Origin of the sequence: Paenibacillus sp. S150 (assembly GCF_019352175.1) — a bacterium.
GTDB lineage: Bacteria > Bacillota > Bacilli > Paenibacillales > Paenibacillaceae > Paenibacillus_AQ.
This window is the reverse complement of the sequence record NZ_JACBYI010000018.1, coordinates 65,106-85,655: the sequence shown is the minus strand read 5'-3', so window position 1 is coordinate 85,655 and position 20,550 is coordinate 65,106. Positions and strand designations below refer to the sequence as shown.

At 53.5% G+C, this 20,550-nt stretch carries 17 protein-coding genes; 14 read left to right on the top strand and 3 right to left on the bottom strand.

What is annotated here, in order from left to right:
• The first annotated feature begins 62 nt into the window (after positions 1–62).
• Genes HYD27_RS17215 through HYD27_RS17180 form a run of 8 tightly spaced genes read left to right on the top strand, consistent with a single transcriptional unit; the run spans position 63 to position 9,690 of the window.
• Entirely contained in the window at positions 63–2,108 is a 2,046-nt protein-coding gene (locus tag HYD27_RS17215; protein WP_219217165.1) for a hydantoinase/oxoprolinase family protein, read from the top strand.
• Positions 2,105–3,799 (top strand): hydantoinase B/oxoprolinase family protein, encoded by a 1,695-nt coding sequence (locus tag HYD27_RS17210; protein ID WP_219217164.1) that lies wholly within the window; start codon positions 2,105–2,107, stop codon positions 3,797–3,799. Before HYD27_RS17215 ends, HYD27_RS17210 begins: the two co-directional genes overlap by 4 nt.
• A complete protein-coding gene (locus HYD27_RS17205; RefSeq protein ID WP_219217163.1) occupies positions 3,789–4,820 on the top strand; it encodes an SIS domain-containing protein in 1,032 nt (343 codons plus the stop codon). The genes HYD27_RS17210 and HYD27_RS17205 overlap by 11 nt, the downstream gene beginning before the upstream one ends.
• A 5-nt stretch (positions 4,821–4,825) precedes the next feature.
• Positions 4,826–5,794, top strand: coding sequence for a carbohydrate kinase family protein (locus HYD27_RS17200; protein ID WP_219217162.1), 969 nt, complete (start codon positions 4,826–4,828; stop codon positions 5,792–5,794).
• Positions 5,787–6,611 (top strand): ABC transporter ATP-binding protein, encoded by an 825-nt coding sequence (locus HYD27_RS17195; protein WP_228745187.1) that lies wholly within the window; start codon positions 5,787–5,789, stop codon positions 6,609–6,611. Before HYD27_RS17200 ends, HYD27_RS17195 begins: the two co-directional genes overlap by 8 nt.
• A 1-nt stretch (position 6,612) precedes the next feature.
• The gene (locus HYD27_RS17190; RefSeq protein WP_219217161.1) at positions 6,613–7,443 is read left to right on the top strand and encodes an ABC transporter permease; all 831 of its coding nucleotides are present in this window, start codon (positions 6,613–6,615) and stop codon (positions 7,441–7,443) included.
• A gap of 22 nt (positions 7,444–7,465) precedes the next feature.
• Positions 7,466–8,671, top strand: coding sequence for an ABC transporter substrate-binding protein (locus HYD27_RS17185; protein WP_219217160.1), 1,206 nt, complete (start codon positions 7,466–7,468; stop codon positions 8,669–8,671).
• Positions 8,668–9,690 (top strand): aldose epimerase family protein, encoded by a 1,023-nt coding sequence (locus HYD27_RS17180; protein ID WP_309242085.1) that lies wholly within the window; start codon positions 8,668–8,670, stop codon positions 9,688–9,690. The genes HYD27_RS17185 and HYD27_RS17180 overlap by 4 nt, the downstream gene beginning before the upstream one ends.
• A gap of 278 nt (positions 9,691–9,968) precedes the next feature.
• On the opposite strand, the gene HYD27_RS17175 is transcribed toward HYD27_RS17180, so the two are convergent.
• From HYD27_RS17175 to HYD27_RS17165, 3 genes are all read right to left on the bottom strand, one after another.
• Complete coding sequence (locus HYD27_RS17175; protein ID WP_219217158.1) at positions 9,969–10,760, bottom strand: ABC transporter permease; 792 nt, start codon at positions 10,758–10,760, stop codon at positions 9,969–9,971.
• 6 nt (positions 10,761–10,766) lie between these two features.
• Complete coding sequence (locus tag HYD27_RS17170) at positions 10,767–11,597, bottom strand: ABC transporter permease (RefSeq protein ID WP_219217157.1); 831 nt, start codon at positions 11,595–11,597, stop codon at positions 10,767–10,769.
• 143 nt (positions 11,598–11,740) lie between these two features.
• Positions 11,741–12,556, bottom strand: a complete 816-nt coding sequence (locus tag HYD27_RS17165) for an ABC transporter ATP-binding protein (RefSeq protein ID WP_309242082.1) — start codon at positions 12,554–12,556, stop codon at positions 11,741–11,743.
• A 480-nt stretch (positions 12,557–13,036) separates the two neighbouring features.
• On the opposite strand from HYD27_RS17165, the gene HYD27_RS17160 reads away from it, so the two are divergent.
• The 6 genes from HYD27_RS17160 to HYD27_RS17135 all read left to right on the top strand — a co-directional run bounded on the left by HYD27_RS17160 (position 13,037) and on the right by HYD27_RS17135 (position 20,135).
• Positions 13,037–14,596: a response regulator transcription factor gene (locus HYD27_RS17160; protein ID WP_219217156.1), complete on the top strand. Its 1,560-nt coding sequence runs from the start codon at positions 13,037–13,039 to the stop codon at positions 14,594–14,596.
• Positions 14,597–14,602: 6 nt separating this feature from the next.
• A complete protein-coding gene (locus HYD27_RS17155) occupies positions 14,603–16,420 on the top strand; it encodes a cache domain-containing sensor histidine kinase (RefSeq protein ID WP_219217154.1) in 1,818 nt (605 codons plus the stop codon).
• Between the two features lie 154 nt (positions 16,421–16,574).
• Positions 16,575–17,906 (top strand): ABC transporter substrate-binding protein, encoded by a 1,332-nt coding sequence (locus HYD27_RS17150; RefSeq protein ID WP_219217152.1) that lies wholly within the window; start codon positions 16,575–16,577, stop codon positions 17,904–17,906.
• A 31-nt stretch (positions 17,907–17,937) separates the two neighbouring features.
• Complete coding sequence (locus HYD27_RS17145; protein WP_219217150.1) at positions 17,938–18,834, top strand: carbohydrate ABC transporter permease; 897 nt, start codon at positions 17,938–17,940, stop codon at positions 18,832–18,834.
• On the top strand, positions 18,827–19,651 hold the full coding sequence (locus HYD27_RS17140) for a carbohydrate ABC transporter permease (protein ID WP_219217148.1): 825 nt from the start codon (positions 18,827–18,829) through the stop codon (positions 19,649–19,651). The genes HYD27_RS17145 and HYD27_RS17140 overlap by 8 nt, the downstream gene beginning before the upstream one ends.
• 79 nt (positions 19,652–19,730) lie before the next feature.
• A complete protein-coding gene (locus HYD27_RS17135) occupies positions 19,731–20,135 on the top strand; it encodes a DUF948 domain-containing protein (RefSeq protein WP_219217145.1) in 405 nt (134 codons plus the stop codon).
• Positions 20,136–20,550 lie beyond the last annotated feature (415 nt).

The following is a 20,550-nucleotide window of genomic DNA, read 5'->3' as shown; positions in this document are numbered from 1 at the left end:
AACGGTGTTGTTTACCTAAATTTGTATCTACATTATAACAACAAATAGAAGGAGGGATTTTTTTGACACCGGAAAAAAGACTGGCGGTGGAGATCGGCGGCACCTTCACTGATATCATTTTGTTCGAGCAGAACGAAGGGCATGCTTCCCTGAGAACGCTGAAAGTGCCGTCGACTCCGCTATCGCCCGAGCAGGGCGTACTGCGTGGTGTCGATCAGTTACAGGCCGATTGGGGCGACACGGTTGAACTGCTGCACGGCTCGACCGTGGCGACCAATGCCGTTCTGGAGAGAAAAGGATTCAAGGCGGCACTGCTTGTCACGCAGGGCTTTGCCGACATACTGGAGATTCAGCGCGGCGACAAGGAGAATATCTACGATCTGTTTTATCAGAGGTCAGAGGCTGTAATCCCTAGAAATATGGTTTTTCCGGTGCGCGAACGTCTTACCCACCAGGGGGAAGTACTGACGGCGATCCGGGAGGATGAAATAGCAGAGGTCGCAGCAAGGCTGGCGGCGGAAGGTATTCAGGCCGTAGGCATTTGTTTCCTCCATAGCTATGCCAATCCCGTTCATGAACAGATGGCCAAAAGGATACTGGAATCCTTACTCCCGCATGCGACGGTCATTGCCTCCGCTGATATTCTTCCACAATTCCGCGAATATGAAAGGGCGAGCACCACCTCCATCAGTGCCTACATCGCTCCGGTCATGATCCGCTACATCGAAAAGCTGCAATCCGAGCTTCAGCGCCGCTCCTTCAGCGGCGATATCATGATCACCCAGTCCAATGGCGGCATTATCCCGATTAAAGCTCTCCGTAACGAAGTGGCGCGGACTCTGCTATCCGGTCCGGCAGCCGGAGTAACCGGAGCTGTATATATGGCCAATCAGGCAGGGATTTCGGATATCATTACTTTCGACATCGGAGGAACGAGCGCCGACGTGTGTCTGGTTAACCAGAGCATTCCCCTTGTATCGACCGAGAACAAAATCGACGGACTATCCATTGCCGTACCCATGCTGGATATCGCAACGGTAGGAGCGGGCGGCGGAAGTATCGCCTGGCTGGATGACGGTCATATGCTCCGTGTCGGGCCAAAGAGCGCGGGAGCGGACCCCGGGCCGGCCTGTTATGCACGGGGAGGAACGCTTCCGACGATCACGGATGCGCTGGTGTACCGGGGCTTAATCAGACCGCAGCATTTTGCAGGAGGAGCTTATCCCTTAGATGTGACTGCGGGCAGAACAGCGATCAGGAATCTGGGTGCCCAGCTCGGCGTTAGTTCCGATGAAGCGGCCGAAGCGATGGTCCGCATTATTGAAGCGCATATGATTCAGGCAATAAGGCTGGTCTCCACGGAACGGGGCTACGACGCGCGTTATTACACGCTCGTCGCTTTCGGTGGCGGCGGAGCGCTGCACGCCGTAAGTATGGCGGAAGAAATCGGGATGAATCAGGTCTTGGTTCCCCGCTATGCCGGCATCCTGTCATCGTTCGGGCTGCTCGTCGCCGATATCATCCGGGACAATGTGCAAACCCGCGTTTCCTTATGCGGTATGACGGACCGTTTGGTGGTCGAGAGCGAGTTCGGCAAGCTTCGGCAACGCGCCATGGACGAGCTGTTCTCCTATGGTCTGCACAACAAGGAAGTCGAATTCCGGCATAGCTGCGATGTCCGGTACCAGGGACAGGCGTTTGAGCTCCAGGTCGATCTGGAGGACCCGCGGACATCCGGGGAAGAGATCGCCGGGAAATTCCATGAAGTGCATCTGAAGCGATACGGCTACCACTCGTTGAAGATTCCGGTGGAAATCGTCAATTATCGCCTGCGGGCCATCGTGTCCCGTAAGGACGACAGGCTCGATAGGCTGCACTACCGTCCCGACGCCCGGCTGGCAACGCCGGAGGAGGACAAAGTCCTAATCAACGGAACGTGGATAAACTGCCTTTTCTACAACTGGAATGGTCTTGAAGCCGCTAAGCCCATTCAAGGTCCTGCGGTAGTGGAAGAAAGCTCGACAACCTGCTACATCCCAGCCGGCTGGATGGGAGTGATGCAGGAGAACGGAAGTTTATTGCTGAGAAAAGAGGTGGCCCCCGCATGAGAATCGATCCGGCACTTTTTAACATTGCTACGAACAATCTTCTTGCTATTGCACGGGAAATGAGTGCGGACCTGCTCCGAAGCGCTTACTCAACTGTTATCCGGGAGGCAGCAGACGCGTCGACCTTCCTGGCTGATGCCAAAGGAAGGATTATTGCGCAGTCGCAAAATATTCCGCTTCATATGAACTCCGTCAGTCCGGCCTTGAACGGCGCATTGAGTAAGATCGATCCGGCCCAGCTTACAGAAGACGATGTAATCATTTTGAATGATCCATACAATGGAGGCCAGCATCTGTCGGATATTTACCTCTTCTCACCGATCTTCTGGGAGGAGCAGTTAATCGCTTTCTCGGGCAGTGTGGGCCATCATGTGGATCTTGGGCATTCACCCGGCTTTAATCTGTTCGCAAAGGATATTTTTGAAGAAAGAATGCGGTTTACCCCCATCAAATTCTCGCTGTCACGGGACTGGAACGGCGGATTGCTGGAGCAGGTCATTCGTGCGAATATCCGTATCCCCGACGATACCATCGGTGATATCAATGCCCAGCTCACAGCCAATGAAACCGGCCGCCGCCGTCTGCATCAGCTGCTGCAGCGCTATGGCAAGGAGAGCCTGCTGTCCATTTGCGAGCAGTTCCTCGATTATACGGAAACGGCTATGAGACGATCGATTGCCCTCGTTCCCGACGGTGTCTATGAAGGCGAAGATCAGGCGGACGATGACGGTATTCACGAAGAGCCTGTCGTAATCCGCGTTCGGCTTGTCGTCGAAGGCGATACTCTGGCTGTCGACTTCACCGGGTCTTCTCCACAGGTAAGGACCGCCATCAATGTTCCATGGGCTTCGACCGTATCAAGTACCTATTCGGCGCTCAAGATGATCCTGGGCGATCCGCTCATTCCGTTCAATGATGGGGCATACCGGCCGATCACCATCACAGCGCCCAAAGGCTCTATTGTGAATCCGGTTGAATTCGCTCCTGTCGAAGGGCGCAATGTACTGGTAATGCGCATTTTCCAGGCAATCCAGAAAGCGTTCGTTCAGGCAATTCCCGACCGCGTGCCCGCTCCGGGCTACGATCAGCGCACAGAGCTCGATATGCACTGGCGCGGCAACAAGTTCTATGCCATCAGCGAGCAGCTCGGCGGAGGATATGGAGCCGGCCCCCATAATGACGGGGCGGATCAACTGGACGATCCGCTGGGCAATTGCAAGAATACCCCGGTGGAAACGCTGGAGATTGCCACGCCGTTCCTTCGCGTAACCCGCTACGAGCTGCGGGCCGATTCGGGCGGTGCCGGCCGGACGAGAGGCGGACTAGGAGCAGTGAGAGCTTATGAGTTCCTGGAGGACGATGTTCATATGTCCGTGTATTCCGACCGATTCAAATATCCGGCCAGAGGGCTGCATGGAGGACAGGATGGAGCCACTGCCTATCTGAAAGTAACAAGAAACGACGGGGCGGTCGAATATTTGCCGGCTAAGGGCAGCACCACCGTGAATCGTGGAGATCTGCTCGAGATGGCAATCGGCGGCGGCGGCGGCTACGGACGTCCCGAAGAGAGGCCTGCGCAGCAAGTGATGCTGGATGTGGAGCGGAGCAAGATCACACCGCAAGCAGCGGAGCAGCAGTACGGACGGAAATCAGAAAAGCAGCCGGAGAGGGGGAGCGGCTATGAGCATTGATGCATTGGTCGCGGACATCAGGGAGCAGCCGGCCTATTTATATAAACATATAGCCATGATAGAACAGGTTATTGAAACGGTCAAAAAAATAGATTTGAGCGGTGGCTATGTATTCACCGGAATTGCCACCTCCTATTATTCGCTGCAAGCCATGGAAATGTGGCTTCGCAAAAGAGGACAGTTTAAGGGGCAGCTGATCAATACCGCGGATCTGCTGGATTACGATCTGCCGCTGCATCAGGATATGCGTCCGCTGTTCATTATGAGCAGGTCCGGCGAATCGGCCGAAATTCTGCGTCTGATCCGGTCCATAGCCCCATCAAGGACCGTGATCGCGATTACAGAAAATGCAAACAGCCCTCTGGTGCAGCGGGCGGATTATTTATGCCGCTTCGAGGCCAACGAAGAAGCCTTTACCAATACCAAATCGTTCACGCTGTCTCTCACTTATGCACTGGCTATTGGCATCGGACTCGGTTACGAATTTGCGTTGAAGCCGTCCGAATGGATTGCCGCCCTCGTTACGGCTCTGAACGATGTGATGAAGCAATGGTCCAATGCGGAGCGGATCGCAGCCATGCTGCTGGACAAGCAGTCGATTCTGATCGAAGCCCAGGGCTACCTGACGGGGATTGCCAACCAAGCATCGCTGGACTTTCAGGAAATTCAGGTTCCGTCAATTCCCGTAACAGGCGGAGCGCTCCGTCATGGAACGATTGAATTGACGGCGCGTCCCGATGTAGCCGTCTTGATTCTCGCACCGTTGGACGAAACGCTTGAGCGCAAGGTTGAATTGATCAATGATCTTCATGATGATCACACGCCGGTTGCTGCCGTTCTATCCGACCGTGTCCAGTTAGAAGCCGGCATACCAGCCGTATATGTGCCGGAACTGTGCGAGGAGCTGCAGCCCGTCATGTACGCATTCGTTATGCATATGATTTACTCCAGTTACGCCATACTTAAGGGGATGACAACCGTACAGCCAAGCCTGGTGAATAAGGTAACGCGAAAGGAATGAGGAAAGTGGTTCAAACCGTAATCGGAATTGGAGATCTCACACTGGATATTTTTTTACCTCAGCTGGAACGCTTGCCGGAATGGGGACTGGAGGTCATGATCGATGAGCCACGGCGGCAATTGGGCGGCAATATCGGCAATATGGCAATTGGGGCTGCTGCTTTAGCGGCGCCATTTGTCAGCTGCGGCTTTATCGGCTCCGACCAGGAGGGGGGCTTTCTGAAGGAGCAGTTTAAACGGCTTAATCTCTCTATGGATGGTTTGCGGGAGCACCGGAAGGAAAGGACGAGTCAGACCTTTGCCTGTATTCGAAAAGACGGCGAACGATTTTTCCTTACTTATCCGGGCGTGCTAAATCAGATGGAAGAGCTGTTCGCGGATATTGCTCTGCCCCCGGGAAATATTGTTTTTTTATCCGGATGGTGCCTGCCGCCACGGGTTTCGCCGAACCGGTTGAACGAACTGATCAGGATGTGGCGGGGGGAAGGGAGATGGATCGCGGCCGATCTGATCTGGTCGGATGAGACCTGGATGAGCAAGGCGGACTTGCTTGAGGTGCTGCTGCAGTGCGATGCGGTATTCATGAATACCGACGAGCTTGCGGCTTTCACGGATTCGCAGGACCTCCAAACCGGCATAACCCGTCTTCGCAGGTGGATAGCGACCGCGCGGGAGCCTTCTGCCGGCAAGCTGTTCATTATAAAAAAAGGGAAGGAAGGCGCTGCAGCCGTTGGTGCGGAGCTGACCTGCGAGGTGAAAGCAATCGCTATCGAGGCGGAGCATACGGTGGGAGCCGGCGATTTATTTAATATTTCCTTTCTGCATGCGCGGTGGAATCGGAACAAAACGATTGAAGAAGCATTGCGGTTTGCCTGCACCTTCGCTGGATTGAGCATCCGCAAGAAAGGTTCCGGCATTCCGACGGAGTCGGAAGTGAACGGTCAATTCAGCGAAGGGGGAGGTTCTATTGAATAAGACGGAAGCCATCGGGCATACAGAGCTATCGAGTCGATCCGCCAAAATTTCTCTCCGGCAGCTTCAAATGGTTTATGAATCGAGAAGCCGGCGGATGATCGCCCTGCAGGACATCAATCTGGAGGTAAAGGAGGGAGAGTTCGTCGTATTCATCGGTCCGTCCGGCTGCGGCAAGTCGACCTTGTTGCGCGTGATCGCCGGGCTGCTGAAGCCGACCGGAGGCCGGATGCTGATCGACGGCCGGCCGGCCGATAAGCCGGGTGCGGACCGCGCCGTCGTTTTTCAGGACGATTCGGTATTTCCCTGGATGACGGTGGAGCAGAATGTGGAATACGGACTCAAGATCCGAAAAATCGGCAAGCAGGAGCGCAGGATTATGGTCGATAAATTCCTGCTGATGGTCGGCCTGTCGCGTCCGGGCATTCACAACCTGCTCCCGAAGGAATTGTCGGGCGGCATGAAAAAACGTGTGGATATGGCCAGAGCGATAGCCAACAACCCGGAAATTCTGCTGATGGACGAGCCGTTCGGAATGCTGGATGCGATGACCAAAGAAAAGCTTCAGCTGGAGACGATCAAGATCTGGGAAGAAACGAAAAAGACGGTCTGTTTCGTAACGCATGATTTGGAAGAAGCCTTGTTTCTTGCGGATCGCATTATCGTACTTGGCGCGGACCCCGGACATTTCCATACCGAAATTGAACCGGCATTCGCACGTCCCCGCAATCTGGAAGTCAAGATGACGGCAGAATTCCAGGAGAAGCGCAAAGAGCTTCAGCATATTCTTACATTCCTATCGACGAAGGGAAGGGACTAGCATGAGCGCGAAAGCAACGGTCGAGACACCGCATAAACCACCTTCTCTTATCAGTAAATTCAAAAATCAAACCTTCTTGTATAAAAGCATCCCACTTTTAGTGCTCATCCTTCTATGGTTTCTCGTCACCCGCTTCGGTTTGATTCGCCCCCTGTTTCTGCCCAGTCCGCAGTCTGTCATTCAGTCCTATGGAGATCTATGGAATTCACTGCCGAGCGCAGTGGGGACGAGTCTGACGATGATCTTTTTGGGCTTTCTGATCGGTTCCGCCGTCGGCTTTGCGATCAGCATCCTCATGGCCTACAGCAAGAGCTTTCTATTCTTCTTCGAAACCATATTCGATTTGCTGCGTCCCGTTCCGGTATTTGCCCTGATCCCGATGTTCGTCCTCTGGTTCGGCATTGGTCTGGCCCCGCAAATCGGCTTGATCGCACTTGGCTGCTCGGTCATCATGGGCGTTACCACGACGGAAGCGGTCCGAAATATTCCCAACATCTATATTCAGGCGAGCTATACGCTTGGCGCAGACCGCAAAACGGTATTCCGTACGATTGTGCTTCCGAATATAGTTCCCCATTTGGTAGGAGCGATTCGGCTTGCGGCGGCGACTTCCTTCGGGTTGGATGTGGCTGCGGAATTCATGGGCTCCCAAACCGGTCTGGGTTATTTAATGATCGTGCAGCAGCAGTATCTGAATACCAGCGGAATATTCGCCATCGTCATTCTTTACAGTGTTCTGGCTCTGGCCGTCGACCGCATTATTGCCGTTATTGAGTCCCGGGTTACAGCCTGGACCGATCGCAGTCATAAGAATAGTGCTCTGCACTATTAAATAAAAAATGGGAGTGAGCGAGATGGTAAAAAAAGTACAGTTGATCCTGCTCGTCGTTCTGACACTTATGGTCGTCCTTGCAGGCTGCGGTACGAATTCGAACGAAGGCGGATCAACGGGCAGCCAAACTACCGGAGCTGCGGCTTCCGGCAATCAGACGCCAGATAATTCGGCAGGGGAGACGGCTGCCGAGCTGCAGAAGGTCAAGATAGCCGTTCTGCCCTATTTCGACTATACGCTTTTTGTCGCCGCCAAAGAGCTGGGCGTCGACCGTGAACAGGGCATCGATCTGGAGCTGATCCCGTTCACGAACGAGAGCCAGGCGGTTCAAGCTTTGCTGAACGGCTCGATCGATGTGGCCCAAGGTGCGCTGGGATCGTTCGTACCGCTGCTGCCCAATGCTTCCGAGCTTCGTGTCGTCTTGAACAACAACCAGTTCAAGGGATTCGTCTATATCGGCCGGGAAGGAGAGTTAAAAAGCTTTAATCAATTTCTCGAAGAGGGCAACAACGATTTTGCCACCGCTCAAAAAGCGACAATGGAACAATTAAAGGACAAAACCTTCATGATGGTGGAATCGTCCTTCAGCGGTATGTTAAGCTCGGCTCTCGAGAATGTAGGCATGGGCTACGGCGATATCAAAGTCATGAATTTCCAGAACGATGCCCAGGCGGCAACGGCGTTCCTGAGGGGAGAAGGCGACTTGTATACGGGAAGCCTGCCGCAGCAAATGAAAATACTGAAACAGCCGGGATATATCGCGATAGCCGGCAACGAAGCGCTTGGAGCCGCGGGACTTTGGTTTAGCAATACGGCGGTCACAGCCGATTATCTGAATGATCATAAGGATGTAGTGGAAAGGCTGGCCGCTGTGCATTACCGCATGACCCGCTATTTGCAGGTGAAGCCGGAAGCGGCACTTCAGCCGATGATCGACTATGTTAAGAAGAATGCATCTTCCGACCTGACGATGGATGATGCCAAGCAAATGATCGCCGATTTCGTCGTTTTCAATACGGTTGAAGAATCCGGAGAAGGTGTGTATGCGGCCGATTCGCCGCTTTATTGGAAAAAGGCGGCAGACTTGTTCGTCAAACAGAATGAATCTCTCGGCAAGATCGGAGCAGGCTCGGTCAAGATTGATGAGGTCGTGCAGCAAGAACAGATTTTCAAGGACCTGCAAGGCAATCAGGCACTTATGGACTGGATTAATTCGCCAATCGAATAAGAAGAGAAGGAGATTCTATGAATGTATTCCAGCTTAGAAATAAACGGGGAATGTACTTGCGCTTTCTTGATTACGGCGGAGCCATAATTGAACTCCAGGTACCCGATTGCCATGAACAGTACGATAATGTCGTACTTGGTTTCAAGGATTTTGAGGACTACGCCCGGCCGCAGCCGTATTTCGGAGCCATTGTCGGGCGCTACAGCGGCAGAATCAGGAATGCCCGGTTCGAGCTTGATGGAACCGAATACCAATTGTCGGCCAATAACGGAAAGAATAGCCTGGCCGGCGGTTTTAAGGGATTCGATAAAGCGATTTGGCAGGTCGAAGCTTCAGCTTCAAGCGCACGGCTCACGTATACGAGTGTGGACGGTGAAGAAGGATACCCGGGGAATTTGTCGGTCATAGTTACTTATTCACTCACAGAAGACAATGAACTTCGTATCGATTACGAAGCGACGACCGACAAACCCACCGTATTGAATCTGACCAATCATTCGTATTTCAATCTGGCCGGTGAAGGAAACGGTTCAATTGAAGGACATGTGCTTACGATTCATTCGGATCAGGTGCTGGAGGTGGATCAGGAGCTTATTCCGACCGGAACCATTCTGTCCGTGGAAGGAACGCCGCTGGATTTCAGGCAGGCGGTGACGATCGGGGCGAGAATCAGATCGTCCCATCCGCTTATCCGCCATGCCAAAGGGTACGATCATAGTTACTTATTCAAGTCTTCCGGGGAACTGAGCCCGGTAGCCCGGGCTTACGATCCGGGCTCCGGCAGATCAATGGAGGTACTGACCACAGAGCCTAGTCTGGCCTTTTATACTGGGAATTTCCTGGATGGTAGCTTTGTTGGAGCTTCCGGACGTCAGTACCGACAGGGCGATGCCTTTACCCTGGAACCGAGACATTTACCGGATTCGCCCAACCAGCCGTCTTTCCCTTCTTCGGTGCTAAGGCCCGGTGAACAATACCGGGCGACGACCATTTATCGATTCTCTACGGATGCCGTCTGACCGGTTCGCAGTTAGAAGCGTTGCGCCTCACACACACATTGAAGTGACTGTATGCTGCCAGGCAGCCGAAGGGCGGCAGGCGGCAAAAGGGAAGCGGACTGCAGAGTGCGCTTCTTTTTTGCAAATACTGGAGGCGGGAAAAAGTAAATTTAATTTAAGCGTATTCCCCTAGAAGGGGCAGAATGAGATGGATTAGGTAACCTTTTTCCCGCTAACGTCGGCGGAAAAGGGGATGGGGGAGAATTAAGTTCTTATACTTGGGCTTACTCCAAACCCCCTCAGCTCCCCGTACTCTTATAATGCCTGACGCCAATCCGCCAGACCAGCAGTGAAAAACCAAGGAATGCGGCCCCGGCGGGAAGGGCAAGGTACCCCAGCCACTGCGGGTAATCCCAGCCGCACACGGTAGCCGCAGGGTAGAAGCTGATGAACAGCATGGGCAGCACAAAGCTGAACATGCTTTTCAGCGCCCGCGGCATGTACGGCTCGGGGCAACGGGTGATCTGGTAGCTGGCATTGGTCAGGAGATAAATCCAGTCCAGGCCTTTGATGGTAAAAAACGCGAGTCCTGACGTAAGCACGAATACCCCGCAATACATGATGGACCCGCCAGCCAGTGCCATGGCGAGAATGCCGGTCTTTCCCGGGGTAAGCGAAACGCCAAGCTCCGCAAGCGCCCAGCCTACTGCACAGATTCCCGTAACGGGCCGCATCAGGCGGTGCAGCTGAAATCTTGAAGCCGCCACCTGGACGAACAGGGAGCGGGGGCGGAGCAGCAGTCTGTCGAAGTCACCGGAGCGCAGCATTTCCCAGGGGAAATAATCGAAGCCCCGGCACAGACTCTCCGCGAGTCCAAAGGAAGCGACTGCCAGCGCATAGACCAGAATGATATGGGCGACCGTCCATTCTCCGATATTGCCGAAGCGGGAGAAGAGCAGGACGGTCGCAATCGGGTCGGAGATGACCAGGATCAGCACCTGGATCAGCATCAGCCACCAGCCTTTGTATTCCATGCCCGAGAGCAGGTGCATCCGCAAATATTTCAAATAGATTTTGCTTTCGGCGATCATATACGTTCACCCTCCCTGCACGATGATGCTTTGTAGTTTATGGTTCATAATGGACCGTCCGGCGGCGATGAAAGCGGCGCTCCAGAGCATCTGCAGCCCGATGCTTGGCAGAGCGTCCGAAGGTGTAAGACTGCCTATATACAGCTGCAGCGGAATATCCGCAAACCCTCCGAAAGGCTGGAAATAGAGGAATGCTTGCATAAAGCCGGGCCAGAGGCGGAGCGGAAGGTAGGTGCCGGACAATATGCCGCTGAGCAGCAACAGTATATAAGTCGGCCCTTCGCCCCAGCTAATATTCAGCCGGATGGCGGTCACGAGCATGGCGAAGGCGGAGCACAGCACAAAGGCCATTGCTAAGGACAGAAGGAAACAGGCAAATCCAAGGGCGGACGCAGGCGCGTCCAGCGCGTAGCCGGCAGGCATCAGGAGCCCTGCAAGGATGGTGGCCAGGCTGCGGAGCCAGGAGGTTCCAAGCTTGCCCGCCGAGCTTTTGACGAACCAGTGTGTGTACAGATTCAGCGGGCGGCAAAGCTCCACACCGACATCGCCGTTTCTGATTTTACCCATAATTTCACTGTCAATGCTCATCGTCTGCAGCACAAACAGGCCTTGCGCGAGCCACACATAGGATATCGTCTGCGCTAAAGCAAGTCCGTTGCTGTTCCAAGCCCCGTTATCGCTGTAAGTATAAAATACGGTGAACAAGACGCATTCCAGCAGTCCCCAGAACACACTGACGAACACGCCGGAGAACGCCGACACGCGGTACTGCAATCCCTCGGCCATGCGTATGCGGAAGAGGGAGCTGCAGGCCTTGCAGGTACTCCTGAAATTCATTTTGCACCTCCTAAAAGTTTTGTGAGCAACAGCTTCCCGGTTACAGCTTCGTACAAAACTCGCATCGGAAGCCTTTACTTAGTTTTGTGAGCAACAGCTTCCCGGTTACAGCTTCGTACAAAACTCGCATCGGAAGCCTTGGCCTAAACCAGCGACAGGTCATTATACATCGCGGCGATCATGGCATCCGTATTCACCTTCATAATGACCTCGGGCGCATATTTCTCCTGCAGGCCGCCCAGCCGCCCGTCGTAGAGCAGCTGTCCATGGCCGATGACCATTACCCGCTCGCAGAGCGCCTCAATGTCATCCATATCGTGGGTGGTCAGCACCATGGTGACTCCGTATTTACGGTTTTCTTCTTTCAAAAAGCTGCGCAGTGCAAGCTTGGATACCGCATCCAGACCTATGGTCGGCTCGTCCAGAAAGAGAATTGAAGGCCGGTGCAGCAGGGCGGCGACCAGCTCACACCGCATCCGCTGCCCCAGTGACAGCTGTCTGACCGGCGTTTTTAAGAGCGCTTCCACACCGAGAGCTGCCGTCAGCTCAGTGAGTCTTGTCTTGTAATCACCGGGGGGAATGGCGTAAATATCCTTCAGCACGTCAAAAGAATCCGCTGCCGGCACATCCCACCACAGCTGGGAGCGCTGCCCGAAGACAACGCCGATTCTGGACACATGCTCCACACGATTTTTCCACGGGACCTTGCCCATAATGGTGCATTCGCCGCTGTCCGGTGTGAGAATGCCGCTCATCACCTTAACGGTGGTGGATTTGCCGGCACCGTTCGGGCCGATATAGCCGACAAGCTCACCCTCGGCAATGTCGAAGCCGATTCCGGCCAGCGCTTCCACATGCGTCACATTGCGCATAAAGGCACCCTTCAGCAGCCCCCATTTTCCTTCGGGGCGTTTGTAGACCTTAAAGGTTTTCCGTATATCTTTTAATGAAATTTGCACCGGCGTGCACCTCCTTCGTGCAGAAGATCATAACATTAACCTGCATATGAGATAAAAGGGGACGAGACCGCCCCTTGCTCCCGCACCGCTGCCAAGGAGGGGATAAAGCATTAATTTTCTCCGCTTCCCATAAAAATGCTTGCTATCTTGACATTTTGGTGCTATATTAATTTTATAGTTAACGCAAGTGAACTATCTATTATTTTTTATATCTATCTTCAAAAATAACCTTTAGATACCGGTGAATCCTTCGCCGGTATTTTTGCGTCTGCGCATGGTCCACCTTTCATGTCTCCGCATGGTCCACCTTTTATCTTGCATCTATATATCCGCCGTCCTTCGGCATTTCCTTCCCCAAACGCTCCCGGCTATGCTCCTTCCGAAAAAATTATTCTTTGACCATACCGATGATAGCGCTTTATAATTCCTTCATAAGTCGCAGGAATATCAGAGCCATAACAAAAGAGGGCGGGGGTTCACTTGAACGAGCTATGCAGAGTGCTGATCGTGGACGATGAGATTCTGGTCCGGCAGGGGATCAAGTATGTGCTGGACTGGGAGCGGGAAGGCTTTCAGATCGTGGGCGAGGCCTCAAACGGGCAAGAGGCGCTGGGTGCACTCCACACCCTGAAGCCGCATATTCTGATCACCGATATCGTCATGCCCGTCATGGACGGGGAGGAATTGACGCGGATTGTGAAGCGGGATTATCCGGCAATGGAGGTAATCGTGCTGAGCAGCTTCAGTGAATTCGACTATGTGCGCTCCACGTTCCAGAACGGGGTGGCCGATTATATCCTGAAGCCGAGACTTGCGGCGGGGGCGCTGCTGCAGGTCCTGCAGAAGACGAGAGACCGGATTCCCGCTCTTCAGGCCAAGCCGGCATTTAAGGAGCAGCGCCAGTCACCGGAATCTCTCCTGAGCCGCCTGATCTCGGGCTATGAGCTTCAGGCGGAGGATGCCGGATTCCTGGCGCAGCAATTTCCGCACGGGCAATTTTGCTTCCTGGGGTGCGGGTACGCCGGGACGCTGCCGCACGGGGAGCAGCCGGCGGAACCCCCGTTCCGGACAGCAATTGCCGAAGCGTTGAGCCGCAGGCTTCCGGGGATGGTGCAGCTCCTTATTCCGGCAGCAGGTCAGAACCGGCTGCTGCTGATTAATCTGGAGGCCGCGCAGTGGGGAGAAGCGGTGCTGGCGCTCCAAGAGCTTGCCCGGACATATGCCGGCAATGAACCGGGGCTTCGCTTCAGTCTGAGCAGAGCTTTTGGCGGGATCAGCGGGGCGGCGGCTGTGTATCAGGACAGCTATTTGAAGCTGCAGCAGTACCGGTTTTATTTTCCCGGCGAGGTGCTGCTGGTTCATGATGAATTGCCTCCGCTCGCAGCGGAGCCGCCGAAATTCAATCTGGGCCAGTTCACCGAGCAGCTCAAGCGGCTGCAGCTGGAGGAGGCATTTGCGGAGCTGCGCCGGCATGTGGCCGAACTGCGCTCTTATTATGACAACGACGTGTTCCAGTACAAGTCCTTTCTCGGCAATATTATTTTCAATGTCACCAACCAGTTCGGCCATATCAAGGCGCTGGAGGATGAGAAATATGACCTTTTCCGCTCTATTGATGAAGCTCCGCATGCGGAGGCAGCGGCGGGGCTTCTGGATGCTTTTTTGGACCGGGTGATGGAAGAGAGCTTCTTGGCAGCCCCCGCTGCCGGCAGCCATGCCAACATGAAGAAGCTGCTGGAATATATCGAGGAGCATTATGCCGAACCGCTGAGCCTGACGGAGCTGGCCCGCCATTTTCACTTCAATCCCTCTTATTTGTCCAGCCTGTTCACGGCGCATAACCAGGAAGGCTTCAAGGAGCATCTGAACACGGTCCGCACGGACAGGGCGGCGGAGCTGCTGCGGGCGGGAGAGGCGCCGATTTCCGAGATCAGCAGCATGGTGGGCTATGGGGATCACAGCTATTTTTGCAAAGTGTTCAAGAAATACACCGGACTATCCCCAAGCGGCTACAGACGCCAATTTTACGGGCAGGAGTAGAGACTTATGCGGAGGTACTGGGAGCGCTACAAATTTCACAGCCTGTTCATCAAAATTTTCATCGTCATGGTCATCAGCATCATCGCCGTGGCCATTTCGGCATCCTGGACCACGGTCCGCATGTCGGAGAAGCTGTTCATGGAGACCTTCAGCATTACCAACTCCAAGGTGATCAATCAGATCAAGGCCGGCTTCGAAGCCTTTCATTATTCAATTGTCACGGCTACCAACAACACACAGCTCAGCGGCACGATCAAGAGCTTCTTGACCGAGGAGGATTCCGATTCCCTGCGGGTGCAGAGAACCTATTACAATATGACCACCCAGATGAAGAAGATCCAGTCCACCTTGGACACCTATCAGGTCGGGATCAAGATCATGGGCAAGAATGGGCGGAGCTACTCCACGAATACGAACAATTTGCTGATGAAAGACGACGAATTGCGGGAGCATGAGCTGACGAGGAACACACTGGCTGAGCCGAAAAGGCTGATGTACCAGTTCTTTCAGGAGAGCGGCAGGGACACGCCGGACAAGGCTTCGATGATCGTCGCCAGCAAAGCGCTGATGGAACGCACAACGGGCGATATCTATGGAACCCTGTATTTTACGATTCACGAAATGGACTTCCAGCCCTTCTACGCCAGCTTTGTCAGCACCGGCAATGACGTGGCTATTCTGAACAGGGACGGGGTTATTGTCTCGAGCAACCGCAGTGAGCTGATGGGACAGCCGGCAGTGGAGCTGCTCCGGGCTGCCAAGGAAATCGGGGAGAAGCAGCTCGATTATATGAACATTGATTTTCAGGGCAACAGCTCTATCCTGATCGCCAATTATCTGTCCTCCTACGATTTCTATATCGTCAATCTGATCGACAAAAAAACCGCTCTGGGCCAGATGGTCGACACGAAGACGGTGGCTTTGATCTGCTCGGCGATCGTGATTGTTGCACTGATTGTTGTATTTATAATTTCCAGAAGACTGACCAGATCGCTCACGCTGCTTACCCGGCAGATGTCCAAAATCACACAGCGCAATTTCCATAATTACATCACCGTGACCGGAAGCTTCGAATTCCAGGAGCTGGGACATGCCTACAACTATATGCTTGATGAATTGAACGAATACGTGGACAAGCTGGTTCAGACGCAAAAAGAGCAGCGGAATGCCGAGCTGGCCGCCCTGCAGCATCAGATTAATCCGCATTTTCTCTACAATACGCTGGCCTCGGTTAATTTCCTGGTGCAGCAGGGCAGCAAGGAGAAGGCTGTACATACGATTCATGCCCTGATCTCCATGCTGCAGAATGCGCTGAGCAATGTCAGCGAGACGATTAGCGTGGCCCGGGAGCTGGAAAATCTGAAATCCTACGTATTTATCAACCATGTGCGCTACGGTGAACGGATCAGGGTCAATTTCTTTATTTTACCGGACTGCATGGAGTTCCAGCTGCCGAAGCTGATTATTCAGCCGTTTATCGAGAATGCTTTTTTTCATGCGTTTACGCAGAAAAGCGAGGGTTATATCCATGTGCTGATCTCCCGGGAGGCCGGTGACCTGATCTGTGAAGTGGTCGACAACGGGGATGGCATGGACGGCGGGGAGGACGGATTTCCCGCATCCGGCCCCGACAGCAAACGCCAGCTGTTCACCGGCATCGGAATTAAAAATGTGCATGACCGTCTTGTGCTGCTGTATGGCGGGCACTACGGCATTACGATCAAGAGCCGCAAGGGCGAAGGGACCGCGGTCAAAATCCGCCTGCCGCTGATCCGCGGACAAAAAGAATACCAATATCCAAAGAAAGAACAAACCGGCCAATAGGCAACGCTTACAAATGGCGATAAAATGACCAAACCACACAAAGTAAGTTCTAACGAGTCCCCCAAAGCGGATGATAAAATTATTCATGTAATCAGGAAGCGCTTACAGAAAGGCAATAACAAGCATCCGAATATACAAAAGGGGAGGAAATTTAATGAAAAAGAGCTTTGCCTTATTGCTGATGTGCATGGTGCTGCTTACCGCCTGCAGTTCGAATTCCGGCTCCAAGAATAACGGAAACACGGCGGAACCAGGCAATGCGGCGGCTGTGGAGAATGGCGGGGGCGACACCGCCCAGGCCAAAGAAATCACGATCTGGGCATGGGACCCTGCCTTCAACATTGCCGCACTGGAGGTGGCTAGGGACGAATATGCCAAAACCCGCCCGGAGGTCAAAGTCAACATTGTGGAGTACGCCCAGAACGATATTATTCAAAAGATGAACACGGGCCTGAACTCGGGCACGACCAAAGGGCTGCCGAACATTGTGCTGATTGAGGATTACCGCTCGCAGGGCTTCCTCCAATCCTATAAGGATTCATTCTACGACCTCAGCAGCTATATCCAAGGCTCCGACTTTGCCGACTACAAAAGCGGCCCCACCAGTCTGGACGGCAAGCAATACGGCGTGCCCTTCGACTCCGGTGTAACCGGTCTGTATTTCAGAACCGACTATTTGGAGCAGGCGGGCTACAAGCTGTCCGATCTGCAGGACATCGACTGGAAGCAATACATCGAAATCGGCAAGGCGGTCAAGGAGAAAACAGGCAAAGCCTTATTTTCCCTGGACCCCAATGATCTAGGTATGGTCCGCATGATGATTCAATCCGCAGGGTCCTGGTACTTGGCCGAAGACGGGAAGACGCCGGATATTGCCGGCAATGCCGCGCTGAAGGAGGCCTTCGAAATCTATAAGGAGCTGACTGAAGCCAATGTGGCTAAGGTGAACGCGGATTGGAGCCAGTACGTGGCCTCCCTGAACAGCGGGGAAATCGCATCAACCGCTACCGGCAACTGGATTACCCCGTCGATTACGGCTGAGCCTTCGCAAGCCGGCAGCTGGGGAATTGCACCGTTGCCGAAGCTGCCGAACACGAAGTCGGTTCATGCCTCCAACCTTGGCGGCAGCTCCTGGTATGTGATGAACGTCGACGGCAGGGAGACGGCAGCGGATTTCATGGCCCAGACCTTCGGCTCCAATGTGGAAATGTATCAAAAGCTGCTTACCGATATCGGAGTCATCGGAACCTTGAAGGCAGCCGCCAGCGGCGAGGCTTACAGCCAGGCCAACGAATTCTTTGGCGGACAAAAGGTGGTCTCTGACTTCTCTTCCTGGACAGAGCAGATTCCGAGCGTGAACTATGGCATCAACACGTATGCGATTGAGGACATCCTGGTGGTGGAGATGCAGAATTACCTGAACGGCAAGGATATCGGCAAGGTGCTTGGCGATGCCCAGGCCCAGGCCGAATCACAGCTTAAATAGCCGGGATTGCCATTAGAGGGGGCTGGGCCATATGAAGAATGCATCTTCGAACTTAAAGTTCCGCAGAAAAAGCGCATTGACAGGATGGTCCTTCGTCCTGCTTGCCGTCATCATGATTGTCGTCTTTTATTTCTATCCGATGCTGCAGGCGCTGATCCTGTCCTTTCAGACCGGGACGGGCGGCAATCTTGCCTTCACCGGCCTGGACAATTATACACGGCTGCTCGCTGACACAACGTTCATCACCTCCGTGAAGAACACCTTTATCTATCTGCTGGTCCAGGTGCCGCTGATGATTATTCTCGCGCTGTTCATCTCGGTGCTGCTGAACGACAGCAAGCTGAAATTCAAGGGACTGTTCCGGACGGCGATCTTTCTGCCTTGCGTAACCTCGCTGGTGGCTTACTCCATCGTATTCAAATACCTGTTCGCCGGCAATGGACTGGTCAACACGCTGCTGATCAAGCTGCATGTGGTGAGTGCGCCGATTGAATGGATCACCGACCCGTTCTGGGCCAAAATTACGATTATTATCGCCATTACCTGGCGCTGGACGGGCTACAATATGATTTTTTATCTGTCCGCGCTGCAAAATATCGACAGCTCCATCTATGAGGCGGCCCGGATCGACGGCGCTTCGGCCCCGCGGCAGTTCTTCGGGATTACGATTCCGCTGCTGAAGCCGATCATCCTGTTCACCTCGATCACCTCAACCATCGGGACATTGCAGCTGTTCGATGAGGTTATGAATATTACCAAAGGCGGACCCGGCAACGCCACCCAGACGATATCCCAATATATTTATAATCTTTCTTTCAAATATTCGGCGGACTTCGGGTATGCGGCTACGGTGTCTTATTCCATCGTCATTATGATTGTGGTGCTGTCGGTCATCCAGTTCAAAGTGGCAGGTGACAAAAATGGCTAAAAGCAAACGCTTCTTCATCTATCTGTTCCTCAGCATAGCAGCCATCGTCTCCATCTTTCCGTTCCTGTGGATGGTGGTAAGCTCCACCAATCAATCTGTGGACGTCACCCGTGGACGGCTGCTGCCCGGCTCTTATCTGCTGGAAAATTTCCGCAACCTGCTGGAGACAACCGACCTGCAGCTGTCACTGGTCAACTCGGCCAAGATTTCGGTTACGACAACCGTATTGGCGCTGCTCATCGCCTCGCTCGCGGGCTACGGCTTTGAGGTATTCCGCAGCCGCGCGAAGGATATCGTGTTCAACATTCTGCTGCTGTCGATGATGATTCCGTTTGCCGCGCTGATGATTCCGCTGTACCGGATGTTCGGGCAAATTTCGAATGTTGCCCCCTGGATGGGCATCGACACGATGACTTCGGTAATTCTGCCTACGGTCACTACGGCTTTCCTGATTTTCTTCTTCCGGCAGAGCACGAAGATGTTCCCCAAAGAGCTGCTGGAGGCGGGACGGATGGATGGTCTCAGCGAGCTGGGAATCTTCCTGCGGATCTATCTGCCGACCATGAAAACGACCTATGCGGCGGGAGCGATCATTACCTTCATGTCGAGCTGGAACAGCTACCTCTGGCCGCTGATTGTATTGCAGACCCCGCAGACGAAGACGATGCCGCTCCTGATTTCCACCCTCGGCTCGGGCTATGCCCCGGACTACGGGCTGATTATGATCGCCATTGTCATCGGCACCATCCCGACGGCGCTTGTATTCTTCCTGATGCAGAAGCAGTTTGTTGCGGGAATGATCGGATCGGTGAAATAGCATTCTGCAGCCTTCCCTCCGGCAGGAATAACCCTGTTCCCCCGGACATAGATTAAGAGGAACAGAAGGGAGATGCTGCATGATTATACAGATCAGTGTGGCCTGTGCTGCGGTTGCATTTATATGGCTGGTGAGCTATGCAGTTCTCACCATGCGGAAGGGCATGGTAACGCTTGGCGAGACCAACCGGACGCTGTCTGAAGTGAGGAATGCCGTCCATGGACTGACCCGGGAAGCTTCACAGCTTATCCATACGACCAACCAGATCACCAGGGATGTAAAAGGCAAAATCAAAACCATAGATCCGCTGTTTGAATCGGTGCATGACGTAGGCGAAGCGATTCAGAATGTAACGGAATCTGTGAAAAAGGCTGCAATGGCTACCGGGGACGGGTTACATGCAGCGGCGGATAGCAAAGAGGCGGATATCCAGCCGGCCAAACTCCACAGCAATCAGGTTCGTGTCAAAATGAATTCCCAATAAATCAACAGCGCTGTAAATGCCGCTGGATATAACTGTAAGGGGCTGACCCATAAGCCATGAAATGGCTGCTTGGGTCAGCCTTGTTTTTAAAAGATAAGAATTTATTTTTATATGAAATGAACCGGCGGACCTGAACAAGCTGATGGAACGCAAGGAAGAGATTCGTAGGGGACGGAAGCGAAGTGTAAAAAGTAACATTAATGGGCTGTAATTCTGGATTTAACGGGTTTTAGTGGTATTTTGTATACTTAATGGAGGCCCGCTCCCCCCATACGGCTGATTTCAGCCGAATTAGTTGTACTTTTTCCCACTAGGGATGATTCAGTATCCGAATGCGCTACCTTAGTGGTACTTTTTACCACTAAGATGGCTGCTCTTGCCTGATTTTCAAGAGGATTTTGCCGGGTATAGCAGC